Below are 17,927 nucleotides of genomic sequence, written 5' to 3' on the forward strand. Positions count from 1 at the left end.
CCGGCGAGTACACCTTCATCACCACGGGGGACTCCTCTTCCTCTGGATCTCCGCGATCCAGTGTCCGGGGTGTCCACACTTCGGGAGGAAGGCCCTTCCTCGGCCACTTCGAACGCCGCAAGGTCGCCCTCGGCGACTGCGGACGCGCCTACGGCACCACCTGCATCCACGAGCACAGCTGCGTCAGATGTCCTCTGCTGCGAGCCGACCCGGCCCAACGGCAGCGGCTGGTGGACATCCGCGACAACCTCATTGCCCGCATCGCCGAAGCCGAACGCGAAGGCTGGGGCGGCGAAGCCGAGGGGCTCAAGGTCAGCCTGGCAGCGGCGAACGCCAAACTCGCCCAGTTGGACAACCTCATCGCCCGCCGCACCGCCGCCACCGACCTCGGCATGCCCTCGTTCCGCGAGATCGCCGCGCGAACTACTTGACCATGGCCCGGTCCGCGGGGCCGCCACCGCGCTGCACCGCTACCCGAGTCCATTGGACAAGGCGGTCGAGGACGGCCAACACGACCTCCTGGCGCCCAGACGGCAGGAATGGCCAGGTCAGCCAGGCCGGCGCAGACAGCAACACGACTGCCAGAAGAGGCAGCGCAAACAACGCGACAAGAACAGGGCGTGACAGCCACACAGGCATGCGTCGACCTCCAGATGAATCCCGCAAGGGGAACCGTGCTGGATGGCGACGCAAACTGGGCACCCCATGCGCTCAGGCGCATGCAGTCTCCGGCCAGAGCCGACATCCAGTAATCCGATCCGACTCTACCCACAACGCGGCCCTCACAACCGCTAGTTCAGAGAAGGGACGGGGACGAGGTGGTTGCGGCGGAACCAGCCGATCTGTCCCTCAACGCCGCCCTTCTCGTGGGCACCGCCGATGCCGGGCTGGCAGTAGAGGACATCCAGGCCGTAGTGCGAGCGGAACGCGGTCCACCGCTCGGCCTCCACCCGCTGGCGGGAGAAGCCCAGCACCCGGGCGACGGCGGCGCTAAGGTTGTCGTAGCGGACCCTCCCGGTCGGCACCCCGCCCAGCGTGTTGAGAGCGTGGACGTGGCCCTCGAAGAACGCCTCCTGCCCGCACGAGGCGAAGATCCGGTGCACCGCCTTGCCGGAGTAGGACAGCCGGAACGCGAACAGGTAGCAGGTCACCAACTCGCCGGCCAGACGCACCGTCACGTCGCCGAAATCGACCTCCGCCTCCGCGCCGGGCTTGTGGGTCTGCGGGACGAACGCGTCCACCACCCCGCGGCCCGCCTGCAAACGGATCTCCCCGCGGCGCTCGGCCACGTAGCCGCGGACCATCTGGTACGAGACCTCGTCGGCGCCATGCTCGTCCACCAGGCGGTCGAAGATCCGTTTCACCGTGTGCCGCTGTTTGCGCGGCGCATCCAGATCTGCCCGCAGCATCTGGTCGATCAACGGCTTGAACGGATCGAGCCGAGTCGCCCTGGGCGCCAGCTTCTTGCGGGGCTCGGGCCACGCCGACTCCAGGGCCTTCTTCACCGTCAGGAAGCCGACGCCGTACTTCCGCATGAGAGCGCGGTTCGACAGTCCGGTACGCGAGTCACGACGGATCGCCGCGTACAGATCGACCTTGGACTTCGGCAGCACCCGGGCCCCCTGTTCGTGCAGTGCACAACCATGGTCCCGAAGCAAGCACCCAGGTGTTCTCGAAACTCGGCGACATCACTCTCCCGTGGCATGGGGTGCTCTCGCCGCTCAGCGACAGGTGCTCTCACAACTCACGTATAGAGCCAGGGTGGCGTGCAAGGTCGGCCGCGTCCGGGCAAATCAGGCCCCTGGAAGAGGCGCCCGCGGGAAGATACATCCGTGGGCGGATTCGTGCCGACGATGGCGGATCATAGCTTCGAAGCATGCTTACTAACCGACGCCGCCTGGCGGCCTCCGCGATCGTTGCTCTGTCTGTCTCCGCCACTGTTCTCGCCGGGACCGGCGCGGCCTTCGCCGAGGCGCCGCACACCGGTTCGATTTCCGTCACATCGGCCACCACACAGGCCGCCACTCAGTACGCGCTGCCGGCACCGACCGGTCCGTACGCGGCCGGCGAGGACGTGCTGCACCTGACCGACACCAGTCGGCTGGACCCGTGGATGCCGTCGGCGGGATTCCGGCAGCTGACTGTCTCGATGTTCTACCCGGCGCACTGGGAGACCGGGCAGCCGGCGCCCTACATGAGCCTGGGTGAGGCGCAGAACTTTGTGGCCCTTCGCCTGAAGCCCAACGGCTTCGGGAGCACCACCCCGGAGGAGATCACGGCCATGTGGACCAACGCCTTCACCGGCGCCAAGGCCGCGCCTGGCAAGTTCCCGCTGGTTGTGCTGTCGCCGGGGCTGGGGAATCCGAGGGGCACTTTGACCGCGTTGGCGACTGAGCTCGCCAGCCACGGCTATGTGGTGGCGCTGGTCGGGCATCCGTACGAGGACAGCGGCGAGCAGCTCGCCGACGGCAGCATCGCGCCGTGCCTCTGCCTCCAGACCAAGATTACCGACGCGTTGGCCGCGCAGATTATCGCCGACCGCGGGGTGGACGTGAAGTTCGTCGTCGACCAGCTGACCGGAGGGCATGTCTGGGACCTGAGTCACCTCATCGACAAGCGCAGCATCGGCATGGCCGGGCACTCGATCGGCGGAGCCGCCGCAGCCGCGGCGATGCAGGACGACCCGCGGATTCAGGCCGGTGTGAACCTCGACGGTGCGTTCTTGCCGGCGATCCCGTCTGGGGCCCTCGGCGGGCGGTCGTTCATGCTCTTCGGTGGGCAGGGCGAACACTCCGAGGGCGGCGGGGACCAGACCTGGAACGACAGCTGGAGGTCCCTGACCGGCTACAAGCGCTGGTTCGCGGTGTCCGGGGAGAATCACAATTCGTTCAGCGACTTCTCGATTCTGGCCGAGGACGCGGGGGTGTCGCTGCCCGGGCAGACCCTGGACGGCTTCCGGAGCCTGCAGATCACCCGCGACTACGTCACAGCCTTCTTCGACAAAACCCTGAAGGGAATGCCAGAGCCGTTGCTGGACGGGAACTCGCCGGCCTATTCCGAAGTCGCGGCCCAGCCGTAGGCGCGGTTCCCGCCGCGGAATGGCCCTATGAACGCGCGATAGACCCCTTCAGGGCGTGGGGATGGCGGCCCATCTCCGCACAGCCCCACGGCCTTGAAGGAGCTCACTGAGGTGATCTCACCGAGCGGTGAGTCAGTTCAGGTCCTGCGGGTGGGTGGCTTCAGTCGAGGCTCTTGTCGGGTCCGGCGTGTGTGGAAGGATTCGACGCCGCGCCAGGGTGAGGGACCGCCGAGCGATCTGTCGAGGTGGTTCTGGGACGGGTCGAGTAACCGCCGGGCTGTGTTGCCGGACCAGGCCGCCGACCACCACATCGTCACGACGAAGTGCGGCCGGCCGACAAGGCGACCTGCCGCCGGATCGTCCAGAGACGCGCATCAATGGGGCTAGCGAACCGGCCGTGGCTCGGTCCGCCGGCCTCCTGCTCGCTGCCGTCCGCCGGCCTGGAGGGTATGGCTCGCGCGAGTCATCAAGTAGCGCTTGGCGGCGTGGCCGCTGTCCTCGACGCTGTCCTGGTCGCCGCGGTGCTGAGTCCTGGGCTGGGTTCCGCCGGCCGTGTGTCGGCCGCCGTCCGGAGCGGGAGCTGTGCGGCTGGGGGTTCGGCTCGGAGTTCGGCACGGGGGGCCAGGGCGGGTTCGGTGCGTGTTTCGATTCGGCCACCGGCCCCCGACCGCGCTGTCGGCCTGTTCGCGCAGTTCAGAGGTGCCAAGGCGGTGTTCTCACCGTGCCGCCCGTTACCTTCCTGGACCCCTCCCTGGTGGTCGTTCTGGTAGCTGGGTGGGGCGCTGGTCGGTGCGTCCGGTCGCTGCGCTGTGCCTCCCTTCTCTGCGTCCGCAGGGTGTCGGCCGCGTTGGGTGGCGTGGGGCGGCAGGGCTGGGGGCGCGTCCGGCCCCCCGGTGACCCGGCTTTGGACCTGCCGGCGCCCTGGTGGGTGTTCGCCTCCGCGTGGGGGAGCGCGGGGTCTGCCGCCCGGGCCGTTCCTGCGGCCGTTCCGGCTGCCGGTGCCCCTGCTGGAGTCGTGGGTGTCGGTCGTGCTGCGCCCTGGCGCCCCCCGGGGATGTGACCCGTGGTGGGTTGCCTCGGTGCGGAGTGGATGGTATCGCGGCCATCTGTTCGAGCTTCGCAACGAGGAGCCGAGCGTCGGCGACCGCGTCATGCGGGCCGCCGAGCGGGTGGTTGCGTGTAGACACCGCGCTTGACCGACCACAGTCCGCGCCACACCGCGTACGGCACCGTTTCTGGTCTCCGAAGATCGTTTCCCCTGAGGTGGGTGATCGTTCCCCGTCAGACTGGCCCAGCCCGCTCGGCGGCCCCGTTCATCCGGAGTTGATCACACAATGAGTGGTTTCCACCTCAAGAGCGAGTTCTCAGGCGTTGCGAGAGCAGTGGCGTGGCCTCGGCGGGATCGATATCGCAGACCAACAACCCCGGCCTTCCGTAGGGCTGATGGCTGAGCAGCGTGCCGTCCGGCCGTACTACGGCGGATGTCGTGGGCGACCCCGGGCTTGCGCAGTTGACAGCGGCGACGTAGCAGTTGTTCTCGGCGGCGCGACATAGAAAAGCCTTCTCGTGGAAGGAATTTCTTGGGTCGGCGAATTCGGTCGGCTGAAACGCGCCGGGATCTGCTTCGTTATAGTGCGGGTGGAACACCAGCTGGGCGCCGTTGCGAACGGCCCAGCGTACCGTCTCCGGATAGCGAAAGCCCTCGTGGCAAATCGCGATGCCGAAGCGGACGCCGTCGACTTCGAATATCCGGCGGTCGTTGCCTGCCTCGTATGTGGAATCTTCTGCTGGGTCGAGCTGCACCTTGTCTTGATAGCCCGCTCGATCGCCGTCGGGTCGAAGTACGAGCGTGGTTAGACGTGGCTTGTCCGAGACGTACCGCTCCGTACCGAGAACCACGTAGATGTGACTCTCCCGTGCGGCCTGGGCGATGCGCTCGTGCGCGGCTTCCAAGAAGTCGGCGCTCACGGCCTTACGCGAGTGCGGCGGCCATGGGTAGCCCGGTATGTAGGCTTCCGGGAAGCAGACGATACGTGCGTCGGCAGCAGCAGCGGCTCTGACCGCGCGCTCGGCTCGTACCACGGAGTCTTTTGGACTCTCAGGAATTTCGAGGTTGGCGAGCGCGATACGAAGGCTTGTCATGCGACTCATTGTGCTGCACAAGCTGGTCGTGTCGAACACGATTCGCAACTCATTCGACAGCCGACACTGGGTGCGCCGAGGGGGTCCAGGGCTCACAGGTGAATGCTAGTTCCAGGGGCTGACACAGCCCTGGGGACCTGGATCGCACCAGCGGCGCCGGGACGTCGGCGGCCACGGGCACGGCGTCCAGCAGTTCAGCCGCGCGGCCGGCGGCGGCCTTCGCCGCGGTGGACAGCTCCGCCGCCAGGCTCCCCACGGAGCTGCGGCGGGTCCGCGACCGCAAGGGTCGGTTGGTCCCCGCCCCGCTGGAACTGGTGATCCGGTGCGAGGGCTTCGCGCAGAGGTACGGCGGGCTGCGCTACACCGTGCGAAGAAGCCGCAACTGGAGCAGGAGTTGGGCGAGGAGGCGGCTGCTCATGGCGTCGAGAACCAGCGGTGAGCCCTGGCCCATGTGTGATCAGTGTGGCGCGGTTTCGACGGCGAAGCCGTGGAGGAGGGTTCCGGTGGTGTCGGGGTCCTCGAGCATGGGGGTGTGGCCGACTCCGTCGAGGATCTCGATGCGGGCGTGGGGGACTTGGCGGTAGTCCTGGGCGGAGGCCGGTAGCCATCGCCGGTCCTGTGAGCCGAAGACCACCAGGGCCGGCAGGCCGAGGCCGGCGAGCCGGTCGGGGATGGGCCGTTCCTTCAGGTACGCGCTGGACGCCTCGTCGGTCGCGGTGAGGCTGCGGTAGGTCATGCCCCGGACGTCGGCGACGATCCGGTCAGGGATCTTCACGTCGCGGGTGAACGCGGAGCTCAGCGCCGCGCGGATGGTGCCGTCAGTGCGCAGCCGCCAGATGAGTTCCGCCACCACCGGCGTGGACATCAGGTGGGCGGCGAAGCTGTCGCCGATGTACGTGTCCAGCCGCGGGCCGGTGTCGACCAGTGCGATCGCCCCCACCAGGTCGCGGCGCTGCTCGGCCAGCGCGGTGGCGACGGCGCCGCCGGTGGAGTGCCCGACGACGGTCGCGCGGTGCACCCCGAGCTGGTCGAGCGCGGCAGCGACCCGGCGCGCCTGCTCCGCCATGCCGTAGCCGTCGGCCGGTTTGGCCGATCTGCCGTGCCCGAGCAGGTCCACCCGCACCACGTGCAGGTCCCGCAGCGCCGGCAGGACCGGGTCCCACCACGCCGTTGAGCCGCCGAGGCCGTGCAGGAGCACTACCGTGGGCGCGTCGGGCGGCCCGTCCTGGACGACGTGGAGGTCCCCGCCGGGAATGCGCACGATCTGGTCGCCGGTGGCAGCGGCCGTCTGGCTGAGCACGGACACCGTGTTCGCCGTGAGGAGGAGGGCCAGCGCGCCGGCGGCGAGCAGGGTGGTCCGCCACCGGCGGGTCCGCGCCCGCGGTCTGCGCGGGACGTTCGGTGCCGCGTCCGGGCGGCTGTGGGTGCCTTTGCTCTGTGGGGTGGTCGTCTCGTCCACGGCTCCTCCGTCGGTCGGTGCGGGGTGCCATCACTCTTGCGGTGGTGGGCGCGGGGCGTCTTGGAGAAATGTCGTGCCTCGCACGGTGGTTGATTCCGGCGCCGAGCCGCTCGTACCGTCGAGGTGTGCAACCTGTTGTTCGGACGGCAGACTCCACGGCTGCCTGGGAGATCGCGCGACCGTCACGGGTGACCGCGCTGCCCGGTGTCGACATGGCCGGGTTCCGCATTCGCGGGGAGGGCCCGATCGACCTACGAGCGATTCCTCACCCAGCCGTCACCCTGGCTGTCGAGCTCGGTGACCGCCCGTTCGACATCCACGGGGCGGTCGGCCGAATGCGGTCGGAGAGCCTGACCGCCGGGCTCGGCTTCAGCGCCTTCCAGGTGTGTGCCGAGGACGTCGAGTGTGTGCAGATCCGCTTGTCTCCGCTTGTCGCGCACCCCGTACTCGGACTCCCGCTCGCGGAGTTGCGCGGGAGCGTCATCGCGCTCGACGATCTGTGGGGCCGTGCCGCGCCGCGCCTGCGGGAGCGGCTTCACCATGCGCGAACCTGGCCGGAGCGTTTCGCACTGATCGACACCGAACTCATGACCCGGTTCCATGCGGGCAGGGCGGTCGATCCCGAGGTGGCCTGGGCCTGGCGCCGGATCGCCGCCAGCCACGGACAGGCCCGCGTGAGCGATCTCGCGGCCCGCACCGGGTGGAGCCGCCAGCGCATGTGGTCACGCTTCGGCTCGCAGATCGGTCAGACCCCCAAACGCGCCGCCATGCTGGTCCGCTTCGATCACGCCGTCCACCGCCTGGTCCACGGACACAACCCCGCGCAGGTGGCAGCAGACTGCGGCTATGCCGACCAGCCCCACCTCCACCACGACATCCGCGCGTTCACCGGGACAACTCCCGCCGCCGCCGCGCACGAGCCATGGCTGGCCGCCGATGACAGAGCCTGGCCCGCGCACGACGGCGTGGAGCGCACGTTCGGTTAGTAGCTGGCCTGTTCGTCCAGCCGTGAGATGAGCCCGTCGAAGATCTGCTCGCGGGCGGCCTGGCCCTTGGCCGCCGCGTCGTCCCGCTGGCGTTCGAGGGTGGGGCGGAATTCGAGGGTGGTGACGAGGAACGTGCAGGACTCGTAGTGGCAATCCATCTCGACGGGGCGCGCGCAGTAGCCGTTGCCGAGCATCCGGCGGTGCATCTCCCGTCGTAGCTGGGCCATCTCCGTTCCCTCAGCCTCGGCCGGCAGCAGACGCGGGGCATCGTAGAGCGCCCCGACCTTCTCCCAGACAGCGAAGTACTCGTCCGCCACCGTCCGGTCGGCGATCCGCGCGTCAACGACCTGACCTCCGCCACCTTCGAGCCGACCGGCGAGGGCGTGCGCGACCACTTCATCCGCAACTACCCTGCGGCGCTGGAGCAGAACCTCTGAGCAGCTGACCGTCCCACGGCGCGGCGCCGGCGCCCGTGTGAATGTGCGGGTGCCGGCGCTGTCGAGGGCTACTCCGTCCGCAACGCCGTCGCCGTGCCCGTCCGGGCCGCCCAGCCGGCCGGGGCCAGTGCGCCGCCCACCGCCATCAGCAGGCCGCCCAGCAGCAGCGGCGCCAGGGCCCAGCCGTGGTAGACCGTCAGGTCCGCGGCCGGGATCGTCGTCCCGGCGGCGCGGCCCATCCGCGGCAGCACGTAGTCGTGCAGAGCGATGCCGATGGGGATGCCCGCCAGGCCCGCGACCATGCCGATGCCCGCGACCGAGGTGAGGATCACGGTGACGGTCTGGCGCGGGGTCATCCCCAGGGCCCGGTAGATGCCGAAGTCACGGATGCGTTCGCGGGTGTCCAGCACCACGGTGTTCAGCACCCCGAGCCCGGCCACCGCGACCAGCATCAGGGCGAGCGTCGTGGCCAGCGCGTCCATCGACACCGCCATGCTGGTCAGGTGGCTGCCGTTCGGCTGGCCGGTGATGCCGTACGGCGCGAGCGCGAGGTCCAGCGCGTCGAGGTAGCTCTGCCGGTCCGTCCCCGGCGCGAGGTCGATGTCGAACTCGATCGACTCCGGGATGACGTAGGCGCCGAGGCCGTCCAGCGAACGGGCATCGGTGAGGACGGCCTGGCGGGTGGTGAAGGCCTCGCCGACGATGCGAACCGGGGCCTGGCGGCCGTTGGCGGTCAGGGTGACGGTGTCGCCGACGTGGGTGCCGGTCGAGGCCAGGAAGCCGCCGGGGACGACGGCCTGGCCCGGGCCGTCGAACCAGGTGCCGGCGACCATCTGGTACGAGCCCCAGGACGAGTCGCCGGTGTACTCGACCACCTCGGTCGGCCCGGCCAGGCCCGCCACCCCGACCTGGGTCAGGCCGGTGCGGAAGGAGCGCCGGGTACCCGGCTGGGCGGCGATCAGCGCGGCGATCGTCTCCGGGTCGGCCCTCCGTACGGGCTGCTTGGCGGCGCCCGGCACGGGGGCGGGCGCCGGTCCGAAGGCCTGGACCACCACGGCCCCGGGCGACTTGCGGTTCATGCCGTCCTGGATGCCGTTCAGCGACAGGGTCAGGCCGAGCGCGAAGGTCACGCCGATGCTGCCCAGCAGCACCGCGGTGACCATCGTCGCGGACCGGCCGGGCCGCACGAAGGGTCCGCCCAGGCCGAGGCTGACCGCGCGCGGCAGCGGCAGCCGCCCGAGCAGCGCCCGCACCGCGCGGCCGCGGCCGGGCTTCGGGGTACGGCCGATCGTGAGCGCCTCCACGGTGCGCAGCCGTCCGCCGCGCAGGGCGGGCACCAGCGCGGCCGCGGCGACGGCGGCCAGCGCGCCGCCCGCGACGGCCAGGTCGACCCACGGGGCGATGGTCAGCGTCCCGGTGCCGTACGCGGTCGAGGCTTCGCCCATCACCGGGATGGCCAGCAGGTTCGCCAGCAGCACGCCCAGGAGCGTGCCCGCCGAGGCGGGGATCAGCGCCTGCCCCAGGTAGGCCCGGACCACCTGTTCCGGGGTGAACCCCAGGGCCTTGAGGATGCCGATGCGGCGGGTTGCCGCGCTCACCGAGCCGCCCACCACGATGGCGATGACCAGGACCGACATCACCAGGCCGAGCGCGCCGAAGGCGGTGACGAACGGCACGAAGGTGGCCGAGGACTTCTCGGCGGCCCGCTTGACGGTGAGGTAGGAGGCGGCGGAGGTGATCGCACCGGGCGGGACGACGGCGGCCAGCTCCGCCCGGTCCGCGCCGAGCTGCGCGTCCGTCGCGGCCTCGTGGAAGCGGTAGAGCATCTGGTGGTTCGGCCGGGTGCCGGGCGGGGTGAGCCGGGCGAGGGTCGCGGGCGGCACCCAGGCGTCGGCACTGCCGGTCATCGAGTCCGCCAGGCCGACGACGGTCAGGTTCGGGCGGCCCGGCAGGTCCGGAAAGGACAGCTGGTCGCCGACATCCAGCGGCGCGTTGCGGGCTTCCAGCACCACCTGGCCCGGCCCTTCGGCCCACCGCCCCGAGGCCAGCCGCAGGCCGTCCACCGCTCCTGCGGGGTCGGCCCGGCCGACGATCCGCAGCGGCGCCATCTGCCGGCCCACCGCCATCCCGGAGGTGCCGGCCCCGATATGCGGGCTGATCGACAGCACCGGATACGGCCCGGCCGCGGCGCTCACACCGACGACCTGGGCGGTCGCGGCGGCCTGCGCCTCGGTGCTGCGCGCCGCGTCGAATTCGGCCGTCAGCTGGGCTCCGTGCTGCGCGGCGAACGCGGTGTCGAAGGGCGCTCGGGAGGCGACCAGCAGTCCGGCGGCCAGGACGGCCGCGGTCACCGCCATCAGTGTGGTCAGCAGGACCGCCAGGGTCTGGACCCGGCGGCGGCCCACCCCGGCCCGGACCACCTTGCCCAGCGCGCTCATGCGCCCACCTCGCTCCGCTCAGCGAGGGCATTCGCCCACCCGCACTCCTTGATGATTCGCTCGCTCCGCTCACTCATCGGTTCACCTCCGCGCGGACGTCGTGCGCGATCCGGCCGTCGACCAGCTCGATGGTGCGGGTCGCGCAGTCGCGGGCCAGCGCCACGTCGTGGGTGACCAGCACGATGGTCTGGCCCGCCTGGTGGAGGCCGACCAGCAGGTCCCGGACGTCGGCTGCGGAGGTGCTGTCCAGCGCGCCGGTAGGCTCATCCGCGAGCAGCAGCGCCGGACGGTTCATCAGCGCCCGGGCGACGGCGACTCGCTGCCGCTCCCCGCCGGAGAGCCGGCCGGGGAAGGCCGCCGCGTGGCGGGCGATGCCGAGGCGCTCCAGCAACTCGGCGGCCCGGCGGCGGGCCAGGGCCCGGGGCAGGCCAGCCAGCTGGGCCGGGAGCAGCACGTTGTCGGTGACGGTGAGGTCGTCGAGCAGGTGGAAGAACTGGAAGACCATGCCGATCCGCTCGCGCCGGTAGCGGGCCAACTCGGCCTCGTTCAGCCCGTCCAGGCGCACTCCGGCGACGGCGACCGTGCCCTCGCTGGGCCGGTCGAGCCCGGCGATCAGGTTGAGCAGCGTCGACTTGCCGCTGCCGGAGCGGCCGAGGACGGCGAGCGCCTCGCCGGCGGCCACGTCCAGGTCGAGGCCGGCCAGGGCGGCTCGGCCGGAGTCGTACTCCTTGCGCACGGCTCGGATCTCGATGACGGGCGGGGTCACGATGCCTCCAGGAAACGAACGGTCTCAACGGCCCCGAAGCTAGGTCTGACGCCCGCTCACCCGCGTCCGGCGCGGTGACGAACCCGCCTCGGCCGCCGCAGGTCCTCCTTGAGGAGGAGTCCGCGCCGCCTCCTCCGTGCGGAGGATGCTGCAGGTCGGAAGCTGGTTCGTCGGGTGGAGGGATGCGCTGGGGCGGGCGGCTTTGCCAGACTCCGGGCCGTGGATCTCCAACCGCTCACCGATCTCGCCCGCCGCTGGTCCGCCGGGCTCACCGCGCTCCGCACCACGACCGCCCCGCCGCCGAGGCGCGCCGGGTGGTCCTGGGCCGCTGACGCGGCGCTGGCGTTCGCGCTCACGGCCGCGACGGTGGACAGCGCGCTGAGCCGCTCGCCGGTCAGCGTGGCGCTGACCGCACCCACCCTTCCGACCACCCCGGAGGGTGTGCCCGCCGTCCCGCCGCCCGCCTACGGGATGGTCGTCCACCACTACGCCGCCGTGCAGCCCTGGCAGGTGGCGCTCGCGGTGCTGGCGGCGCTGCCGCTGCTGGTGCGGCGCCGCTACCCGCTGACGGTGTGCGCGACGGTGGTGGCGGCGAGCCTGCTGTTCCACCTCAGCCCGGGCTTCGACCCGCTCGCCACCTTCCTGGCCTGCGTGGTCGCCGTCTACAGCGCAGCGATCCACAGCAGCCGGCGAGTCCTCGCGCTGACCGGCGCGGCGGCAGCCACCGTCGTCCTCGCGGCGACCCACGAGTCCAGCGTGCCCGCGCTGGAGTCCGGGACAGCGACCTTCCTCTTCCTGGTCCCGGTCGCGCTGGTGGTCAACACGGTGCGCACCTGGTCGCTGCGCGAGCAGGCGCTGCTGCGCGAGAAGGAGCAGGCCGCCCTGCTCGCGGCCGAGCAGGAGCGCTCCCGCATCGCACGGGAGCTGCACGACGTGATCACCCATCACGTCAGCGTGATGACGGTGCAGGCCGGCGCCGCCCGCAAGATCATGCGGTTCGACCAGGCCGAGGCCGAGCAGACGCTGCGGGCGGCGGAGTCGAGCGGCCGGGCCGCGATGACGGAGCTGCGCCACGCGATGGACCTGCTCACCATGGGCGAGGCCGATGACTTCTCGGACGACGCCGAGCTACGGCCCGCCCCCGGGCTGGGCCAGCTGCCCGCGCTCGCGGAGCGGGTGCGCGACGCCGGGGTCGCGGTCGAGCTGACCGTGCTCGGCGAGCCGGTGCGGCTGCCGCCAGGGATGGACCTCGCCGCCTACCGGGTCGTGCAGGAGGCGGTGACCAACGCCATGAAGCACGCCCGGGGCGCTGCGGTGCGGATCACGGTGGAGCACGCGTCGGAGCAACTGACCCTGGTGGTGGCCGACTCCGGCGGCCGTCCCGCGCCCACCGCGCACTCCGGCAACGGGCGCGGACTGCTTGGCCTGCGCAAGCGCCTCGGCGTCTACGGCGGCACACTGGAGGCTGCCGCAGAACCAGGCGGGGGCTTCCGGGTACGGGCCGTCATCCCCCGGGAGGCGGCGACATGCTGACAGCCGTGACCTGGGCAGTAGATTGACCGGCGACCGGCAGCAGGAACCACGACGGGGGCGGAACAGAGTGACCGAGACGAGCGAGCAGGCGCAGCGACGGCTGCGCGTGGTGATCGCGGACGACCAGGACCTGCTGCGAACCGGCTTCCGACTGATCTTCAAGGCGGAGGGGATCGACGTGGTCGCCGAGGCCGCGGACGGACTGCAGGCCGTCGAGGCCGTCCGGCGCACCTCGCCCGACGTGGTACTGATGGACATCCGGATGCCCGAGCTGGACGGCCTGGAGGCGACCCGCCGGATCTTCGCGGAGATTCCGGCGGACGCCGAACCGCCCCGGATCATCATGCTGACCACCTTTGACCTCGACCGCTACGTCTACGCGGCACTCGGAGCCGGTGCCAGCGGCTTCCTGCTGAAGGACGTCTCCCCCGAGCAACTGGTCGGCGCTGTCCGCCAGGTGCGGGCCGGCGACGCCCTGCTCGCGCCGAGCATCACCCGGCGCCTGATCGAACGCTTCGCCCGCCAGGACGCGGCGGACGAGGCGCTGCACCGCGACCTGTCCGCGCTGACGCCGCGCGAGCTGGACGTGCTGCGGCTGCTCGCCCGGGGCCTGAGCAACGCTGAGCTGGCCGAGCGGCTCGTCCTCGGCGAGACCACGGTGAAGACGCATGTCACCCGGATCCTGTTCAAGCTCGGCCTGCGCGACCGGGCCCAGGCGATCGTGGCGGCTTACGAGTCCGGGCTGGTCCGGCCGGGGGCCGCGGCGCCATAGCCGCCATGGCGGTGCGGGCTGTGTTCGGCGCCGTTGTCGATGTCCGGTGGCGCCGAAACCCGCACGGGGACGCCTTCCAGTGCCAGTCCTGGCACACCGGCGACCGCACCGGTCACGCCCCGCCGGTCGACGTACAGCGCCCCTACGTCGTCCCCGTCCATACCGCCCCGGACACCCTGGTGCCCGCGCCACGCCGCCGTCAGACCTGCCGGGAACCGCTCATGAACATCCTCACTGTGGTTCTCCTCGCCCCGGCCGACCAGGGCCTCGAGTCCGGGGAGCCTCTCGGACTCGACATGCGCCTCCAGTACCTCGCGCAGTCGGCGCAGCCCCGCGTCGGACAGGCCGCTGTTGTCGTTTGCCAATGCGGCGGGAGGCGGCGGCCGGGCATGGCCCGGCCGGCCGCGCGCCTGGCCGGGGCTCCTACACGTCCTCATGGGACCGCTGTGGGCAGCCGTCACGGCACCGTCGCTCCTGCTGGCCCGCAGCACGGTCACCGGTGAGCGCATCGCTGCCGACACCTACGGCCGCACTCGCGGAACCGGTGGAGAGTGACCACCGGCGGAGCGCAGCACCTGCTCGCGCGCGAACTTGAGGTGTTGGAGCACCTGGCGGTGGCGGCCGGCGCGGCCGAGGCGAGCGGGGGACCGCTACCCTTTGCCTGCCGGGACGTACCGGACGGCAGCGGACGTCGTCGACGCGCTCGGCGCTCTGGTGCCTGAGAACGGCCGGGGCGGGGTTGGTGGTGTGGGCGGTGCCGGCACGGAAGCTGAAGGCGTGGTGGGACGGGGCGCCGATCCGCAGGACGGCGCCAGGAGGTCGTCATGGAGGTCGCCGCCGGTGTCGCCCGCGACACCGGCGGCCTGTGGCGCCATCCGGTGCGCCCGCACCGGTAGGCATCCGCCAGCTCCACGCCTGCCGGTGTTGTTCGCCGGTTTGTTCTGATCACACCCCGGACAGCTCTGCTCGTAAAAGCACGGGATCAGTGAGTTCAGTACTGGATGGAATGGCTGCGGAGGTAGGAAAGCGCGTCCCAACCGGTGGAAAGCGGGGGGCCGGCCTTCGGTCGGTCGGTATTGAAGTATTCGGAGAAGGTGGACGGGGCGGTAGACGTCAACAGGGTGATCGTGCGGTTCCAATTGCCACCGTCGACGTTCCTCCACAGGTCGAGCAGCGAACGACCCGGGGCGGGCCCGAGTAGCCACTGGCGGGCTGACCGGGCCTGTCACCGCTTCTGGCGTCCTCCGGACGGAGCGGCTTGGTACATCTAGCCGGCTCACCAGCGTCATTCCGGTGAACCTTCTCGGTCACGGCACTAGCAAGTACACGACGACGATGGGAGTGGAGCGCCTTGGCTGAGTGGATTGACAGGCTCGTAGCCGCGAGGAACGCCGACCACCGGTCGGATCCCGAGTCCGATCTATCGGCGCCTCCGGGGCTTCGGCCGCCAGCGGATGCGGGTCAGATCGCGGAGCTTGAGAGGTGGTTGCGGCAGCCGATCGAGCCGGGCTACCGCGAGTTCCTGGAGTTCTCCGACGGGATGGACAACTTCCGTTCGGGTATGCCTCTCCTGGGGTGGTGTGACTGGCCGTCCGGGGAGACGCTCTCGCGGGCGCTCCGCTTCCGCAATGTCGTCACCAGCATCGACGTCCACATAGACGAGGGGCTCACGGAGGATGCAGTACTGGCTCCGCTTTCGGTGAACGTGGACGGCACAGTGGGGATCTTCATGGTGTGGGACGAGGAATCACCGGATAAGCGGTACTTCTGGGTCGGGAATGGTGATGCCGCCTTCTTCTCGACGTTGTCCGAGGTCTTCGACGTCGCTTCGGGCACCCGGTCGTGGAGTGATTTCTCTACCGAATGAGCCGGGCATGGAGGAAATCGGAGATGTGGAACTGACGGGAACCCTCGGCCGTCTCGGGGAGCTGATGGGTGATCCCGGACGTGAGGGCGTCGAGGTGAGTTGAGAGAGGGCCTCGAGCGGTTCGGGGCCCAGCTTCCGGCGGACTTCCGGAGATTCGTGGATCGGTACGGCCGGGTCCAGTACTCCGAAGACCTGGTGGTGACGCCGTCGCTCAGGGCTGAGATTCGAAGGAAGACGTAGACGCGCTTGTCATATCTGGTCGCGACGGCGGACGACGATCGAGCTGCTGGAGCAGACGGCGGAGGCCTGGTCGCTGAAGGGCGGGCGGCGGGGCCTGGCGGTGGCGGCGTGCTCGCGGGAGGAGGCGCTGGAGAGCGCGGAGGCCGGCGGCCGGGTGCGGGCGCAGGTGTCGACGCAGGCCGCGCGGATCGCCGACCTGGTCATCTCGGCCAAGCCCGGCGAGCCGGTGACGGTGTACGCGACGTACGCGTCCCTGGGGCGGATCGTCCAGGCCCACCAGCAGTTCGGCCTGCCCGCCTGGGACCTGGTGGTCGTCGACGAGGCGCACCGTACGGCCGGCTCCGACGGCAAGGCGTGGGCCGCCGTCCACGCCGACGACCAGGTCCCCGCGCTGCGGCGGCTGTACTTCACCGCCACGCCGAGGATCGCGGATGACCGGCGGGCGATGGACGGCCTGGCCGACCTCGGCGCCGCCGCCGACACCGACGGCGCCGAGGGCCAGACGCTGCCGGCGCTGTGCTCGATGGACGACGAGACGATCTACGGCCCGACCGTCTACACCTGGACCCTGGGCCAGGGGATCGAGCACGGCTACCTCGCCGACTACCGCGTCCTGGTCCCCGTCGTCACCGACGAGGACCTGCGCGACCTGCTCAACCTGCCCGCCGTCGCCGACCTGCGCTCCCAGCGCTCGAACGAGGACCTGCTGCGCTTGGCCCTCCAGGTTGCGGTGCTGCGCGCGGTCGCAGACCTGGACCTGCGCCGCGTGATCACCTTCCATTCCCGGGTGGCTGGGGCGCGGGAGTTCGCCGCGGACCTGCCCGCGGCGGCCGCGCTGCTGAAGGACGCGGACCGGCCGGAGCGGATCTGGGCCAAGGCGGTCGCCGGCACCGACCGCCTGCGGGACCGGCGGGCGGCGTTCGCGGAGTTCAAGGCCCACACCGGCGACGACGGCGAGGAGTGCGGCATCCTCTGCAACTCCCGGCTGCTCACCGAGGGCATCGACGTGGCGGCCGTGGACGCGGTCTGCTTCGCCGACCCCAAGTCCAGCGTGATCGACATCGTGCAGGCCGTCGGCCGGGCGCTGCGCCAGTCCTACCGGCAGGGCAAGGTCTCCTGGGTCATCATCCCCGTCTACCTCCCGACGCCGCTGGTCGGTGACGACGGCACGGCGGCCGCCGACCCGGCCGAGGTGAAGGACGCCGGCGCGGCGGTGAAAGCCGAGGCCGACGCCGAGATGGAGGCCTCCAGCTTCCGCACCATCTGGCGGGTCCTGCGCGCCCTGGCCGCGCACGACGCCCGCGTGGTCGGCCGGATCACCGAACTGCGCGGCACCCGCTCCCAGGGCGCCGCGCACACCACCACGCAGGCCTCGGCCGAGGGCGAGGCGGGCGAGGGCGAGCAGCAGCCGGCGGCGCCGGTGGAGTCGCCGGTGGACTGGCTGCGGATCGACGCGAAGCGGCACGCGGCGCGGATCCTCCAGACGGTGAAGCTGCGCGCGTTCAACCCGCGGGCGACGGAGTGGCAGCGCATGCACGCCGTCGCCGCCAGGTTCCACCTCGAGCACGGCCACCTCGACCCCACCGACCGCGAGACACACGGCGAGCTGATCTCCTGGCTCGACCGGCAGCGCTACCTGGGCGGCCAAGGCCTGCTCGATGCCGCGCGGGTCTCGGAGCTGGACGCGCTGGGCATGATCTGGTCCAAGCACGCCAACGCCTGGGAACGCGGCTACGCCTACGCCCGTGCCTGGGCCGCCCAGCACGGCCACCTCGCCGTCCCGGCGACGGAGAAGCTGGACGGCTACGCGGTCGGCGCGTGGATGCGTCGTCAGCGCAAGGCCGCGGGTCTCACTGGCGACCAGGCGGCGAAGCTGGACGCGCTGGACGAGCTGTGGCGCCTGGAGCCGGACTGGAACCGCTCCTACCGCCGCCTGCTCGCCTACCTCGCCGCCGGCGGCACCCTCGACGGCCCGGCGAACCGCACCGGCCTCGGCGACGATCCCGCGTTCCGGCCCGGCACCTGGCTGCGCAAGCAGGCGGGGGCCCGCGCCGACGGGAAGCTGACCGACCAGCAGACCGCGCTCCTGGATGCTCTCACCCGGCATGCCGAGACCGTCACCGGCTGACCCCGCCTCGGCGCCTCCCCTCCCAGCCACGGCATGCATCTTGTGGGTGGCCTTGTCAGTGCCTGTTTCTGAACTTGGAA

Annotated in this window: 11 protein-coding genes and 2 pseudogenes; 7 read left to right on the top strand and 6 right to left on the bottom strand. The window is 71.1% G+C overall.

Going from position 1 to position 17,927, the window contains the following annotated elements; all coding sequences use genetic code 11:
* Positions 1 to 431: pseudogene (locus ACWCYO_RS30290) on the top strand (hypothetical protein); the annotation flags it as partial.
* 366 nt (positions 432 to 797) lie between these two features.
* Here the strand turns inward: ACWCYO_RS30290 and istA are convergent.
* Positions 798 to 1,610 (bottom strand): annotated as a pseudogene (gene istA / locus ACWCYO_RS30295) (IS21 family transposase); the annotation flags it as partial.
* Positions 1,611 to 1,876: 266 nt separating this feature from the next.
* On the opposite strand from istA, the gene ACWCYO_RS30300 reads away from it, so the two are divergent.
* Complete coding sequence (locus tag ACWCYO_RS30300) at positions 1,877 to 3,079, top strand: alpha/beta hydrolase family protein (protein ID WP_449785974.1); 1,203 nt, start codon at positions 1,877 to 1,879, stop codon at positions 3,077 to 3,079.
* Between the two features lie 1,350 nt (positions 3,080 to 4,429).
* Here the strand turns inward: ACWCYO_RS30300 and ACWCYO_RS30305 are convergent.
* Complete coding sequence (locus ACWCYO_RS30305; RefSeq protein WP_449785975.1) at positions 4,430 to 5,260, bottom strand: carbon-nitrogen hydrolase family protein; 831 nt, start codon at positions 5,258 to 5,260, stop codon at positions 4,430 to 4,432.
* Positions 5,261 to 5,678: 418 nt separating this feature from the next.
* Complete coding sequence (locus ACWCYO_RS30310) at positions 5,679 to 6,680, bottom strand: alpha/beta fold hydrolase (RefSeq protein WP_449785976.1); 1,002 nt, start codon at positions 6,678 to 6,680, stop codon at positions 5,679 to 5,681.
* Between the two features lie 188 nt (positions 6,681 to 6,868).
* Between ACWCYO_RS30310 and ACWCYO_RS30315 the strand changes: the two genes are divergently transcribed.
* Positions 6,869 to 7,666: a helix-turn-helix domain-containing protein gene (locus tag ACWCYO_RS30315; protein ID WP_449785977.1), complete on the top strand. Its 798-nt coding sequence runs from the start codon at positions 6,869 to 6,871 to the stop codon at positions 7,664 to 7,666.
* On the opposite strand, the gene ACWCYO_RS30320 is transcribed toward ACWCYO_RS30315, so the two are convergent.
* The 3 genes from ACWCYO_RS30320 to ACWCYO_RS30330 all read right to left on the bottom strand — a co-directional run bounded on the left by ACWCYO_RS30320 (position 7,663) and on the right by ACWCYO_RS30330 (position 11,310).
* Positions 7,663 to 8,061: a hypothetical protein gene (locus tag ACWCYO_RS30320; RefSeq protein ID WP_449785978.1), complete on the bottom strand. Its 399-nt coding sequence runs from the start codon at positions 8,059 to 8,061 to the stop codon at positions 7,663 to 7,665. The two genes, ACWCYO_RS30315 and ACWCYO_RS30320, sit on opposite strands and share 4 nt — an antisense overlap.
* 110 nt (positions 8,062 to 8,171) lie before the next feature.
* Positions 8,172 to 10,541, bottom strand: coding sequence for an FtsX-like permease family protein (locus ACWCYO_RS30325; protein ID WP_449785979.1), 2,370 nt, complete (start codon positions 10,539 to 10,541; stop codon positions 8,172 to 8,174).
* A 73-nt stretch (positions 10,542 to 10,614) separates the two neighbouring features.
* The gene (locus tag ACWCYO_RS30330) at positions 10,615 to 11,310 is read right to left on the bottom strand and encodes an ABC transporter ATP-binding protein (protein ID WP_449785995.1); all 696 of its coding nucleotides are present in this window, start codon (positions 11,308 to 11,310) and stop codon (positions 10,615 to 10,617) included.
* A 216-nt stretch (positions 11,311 to 11,526) separates the two neighbouring features.
* On the opposite strand from ACWCYO_RS30330, the gene ACWCYO_RS30335 reads away from it, so the two are divergent.
* From ACWCYO_RS30335 to ACWCYO_RS30350, 4 genes are all read left to right on the top strand, one after another.
* Complete coding sequence (locus ACWCYO_RS30335) at positions 11,527 to 12,840, top strand: sensor histidine kinase (RefSeq protein ID WP_449785980.1); 1,314 nt, start codon at positions 11,527 to 11,529, stop codon at positions 12,838 to 12,840.
* A 67-nt stretch (positions 12,841 to 12,907) separates the two neighbouring features.
* Positions 12,908 to 13,612 (top strand): response regulator, encoded by a 705-nt coding sequence (locus ACWCYO_RS30340; RefSeq protein WP_449785981.1) that lies wholly within the window; start codon positions 12,908 to 12,910, stop codon positions 13,610 to 13,612.
* Between the two features lie 1,351 nt (positions 13,613 to 14,963).
* On the top strand, positions 14,964 to 15,479 hold the full coding sequence (locus tag ACWCYO_RS30345) for a hypothetical protein (protein ID WP_449785982.1): 516 nt from the start codon (positions 14,964 to 14,966) through the stop codon (positions 15,477 to 15,479).
* Between the two features lie 340 nt (positions 15,480 to 15,819).
* Positions 15,820 to 17,847, top strand: a complete 2,028-nt coding sequence (locus ACWCYO_RS30350; protein WP_449785983.1) for a Helicase associated domain protein — start codon at positions 15,820 to 15,822, stop codon at positions 17,845 to 17,847.
* Positions 17,848 to 17,927: the final 80 nt, after the last annotated feature.

This window comes from Kitasatospora sp. NPDC001683 (assembly GCF_053596495.1).

Bases quoted from the DNA above. Each gene is read 5' to 3' on its own strand.
- ACWCYO_RS30300 (WP_449785974.1), top strand. From the start codon at position 1,877: ATGCTTACTAACCGACGCCGCCTGGCGGCCTCCGCGATCGTTGCTCTG.
- ACWCYO_RS30325 (WP_449785979.1), bottom strand. From the start codon at position 10,541: ATGAGCGCGCTGGGCAAGGTGGTCCGGGCCGGGGTGGGCCGCCGCCGG.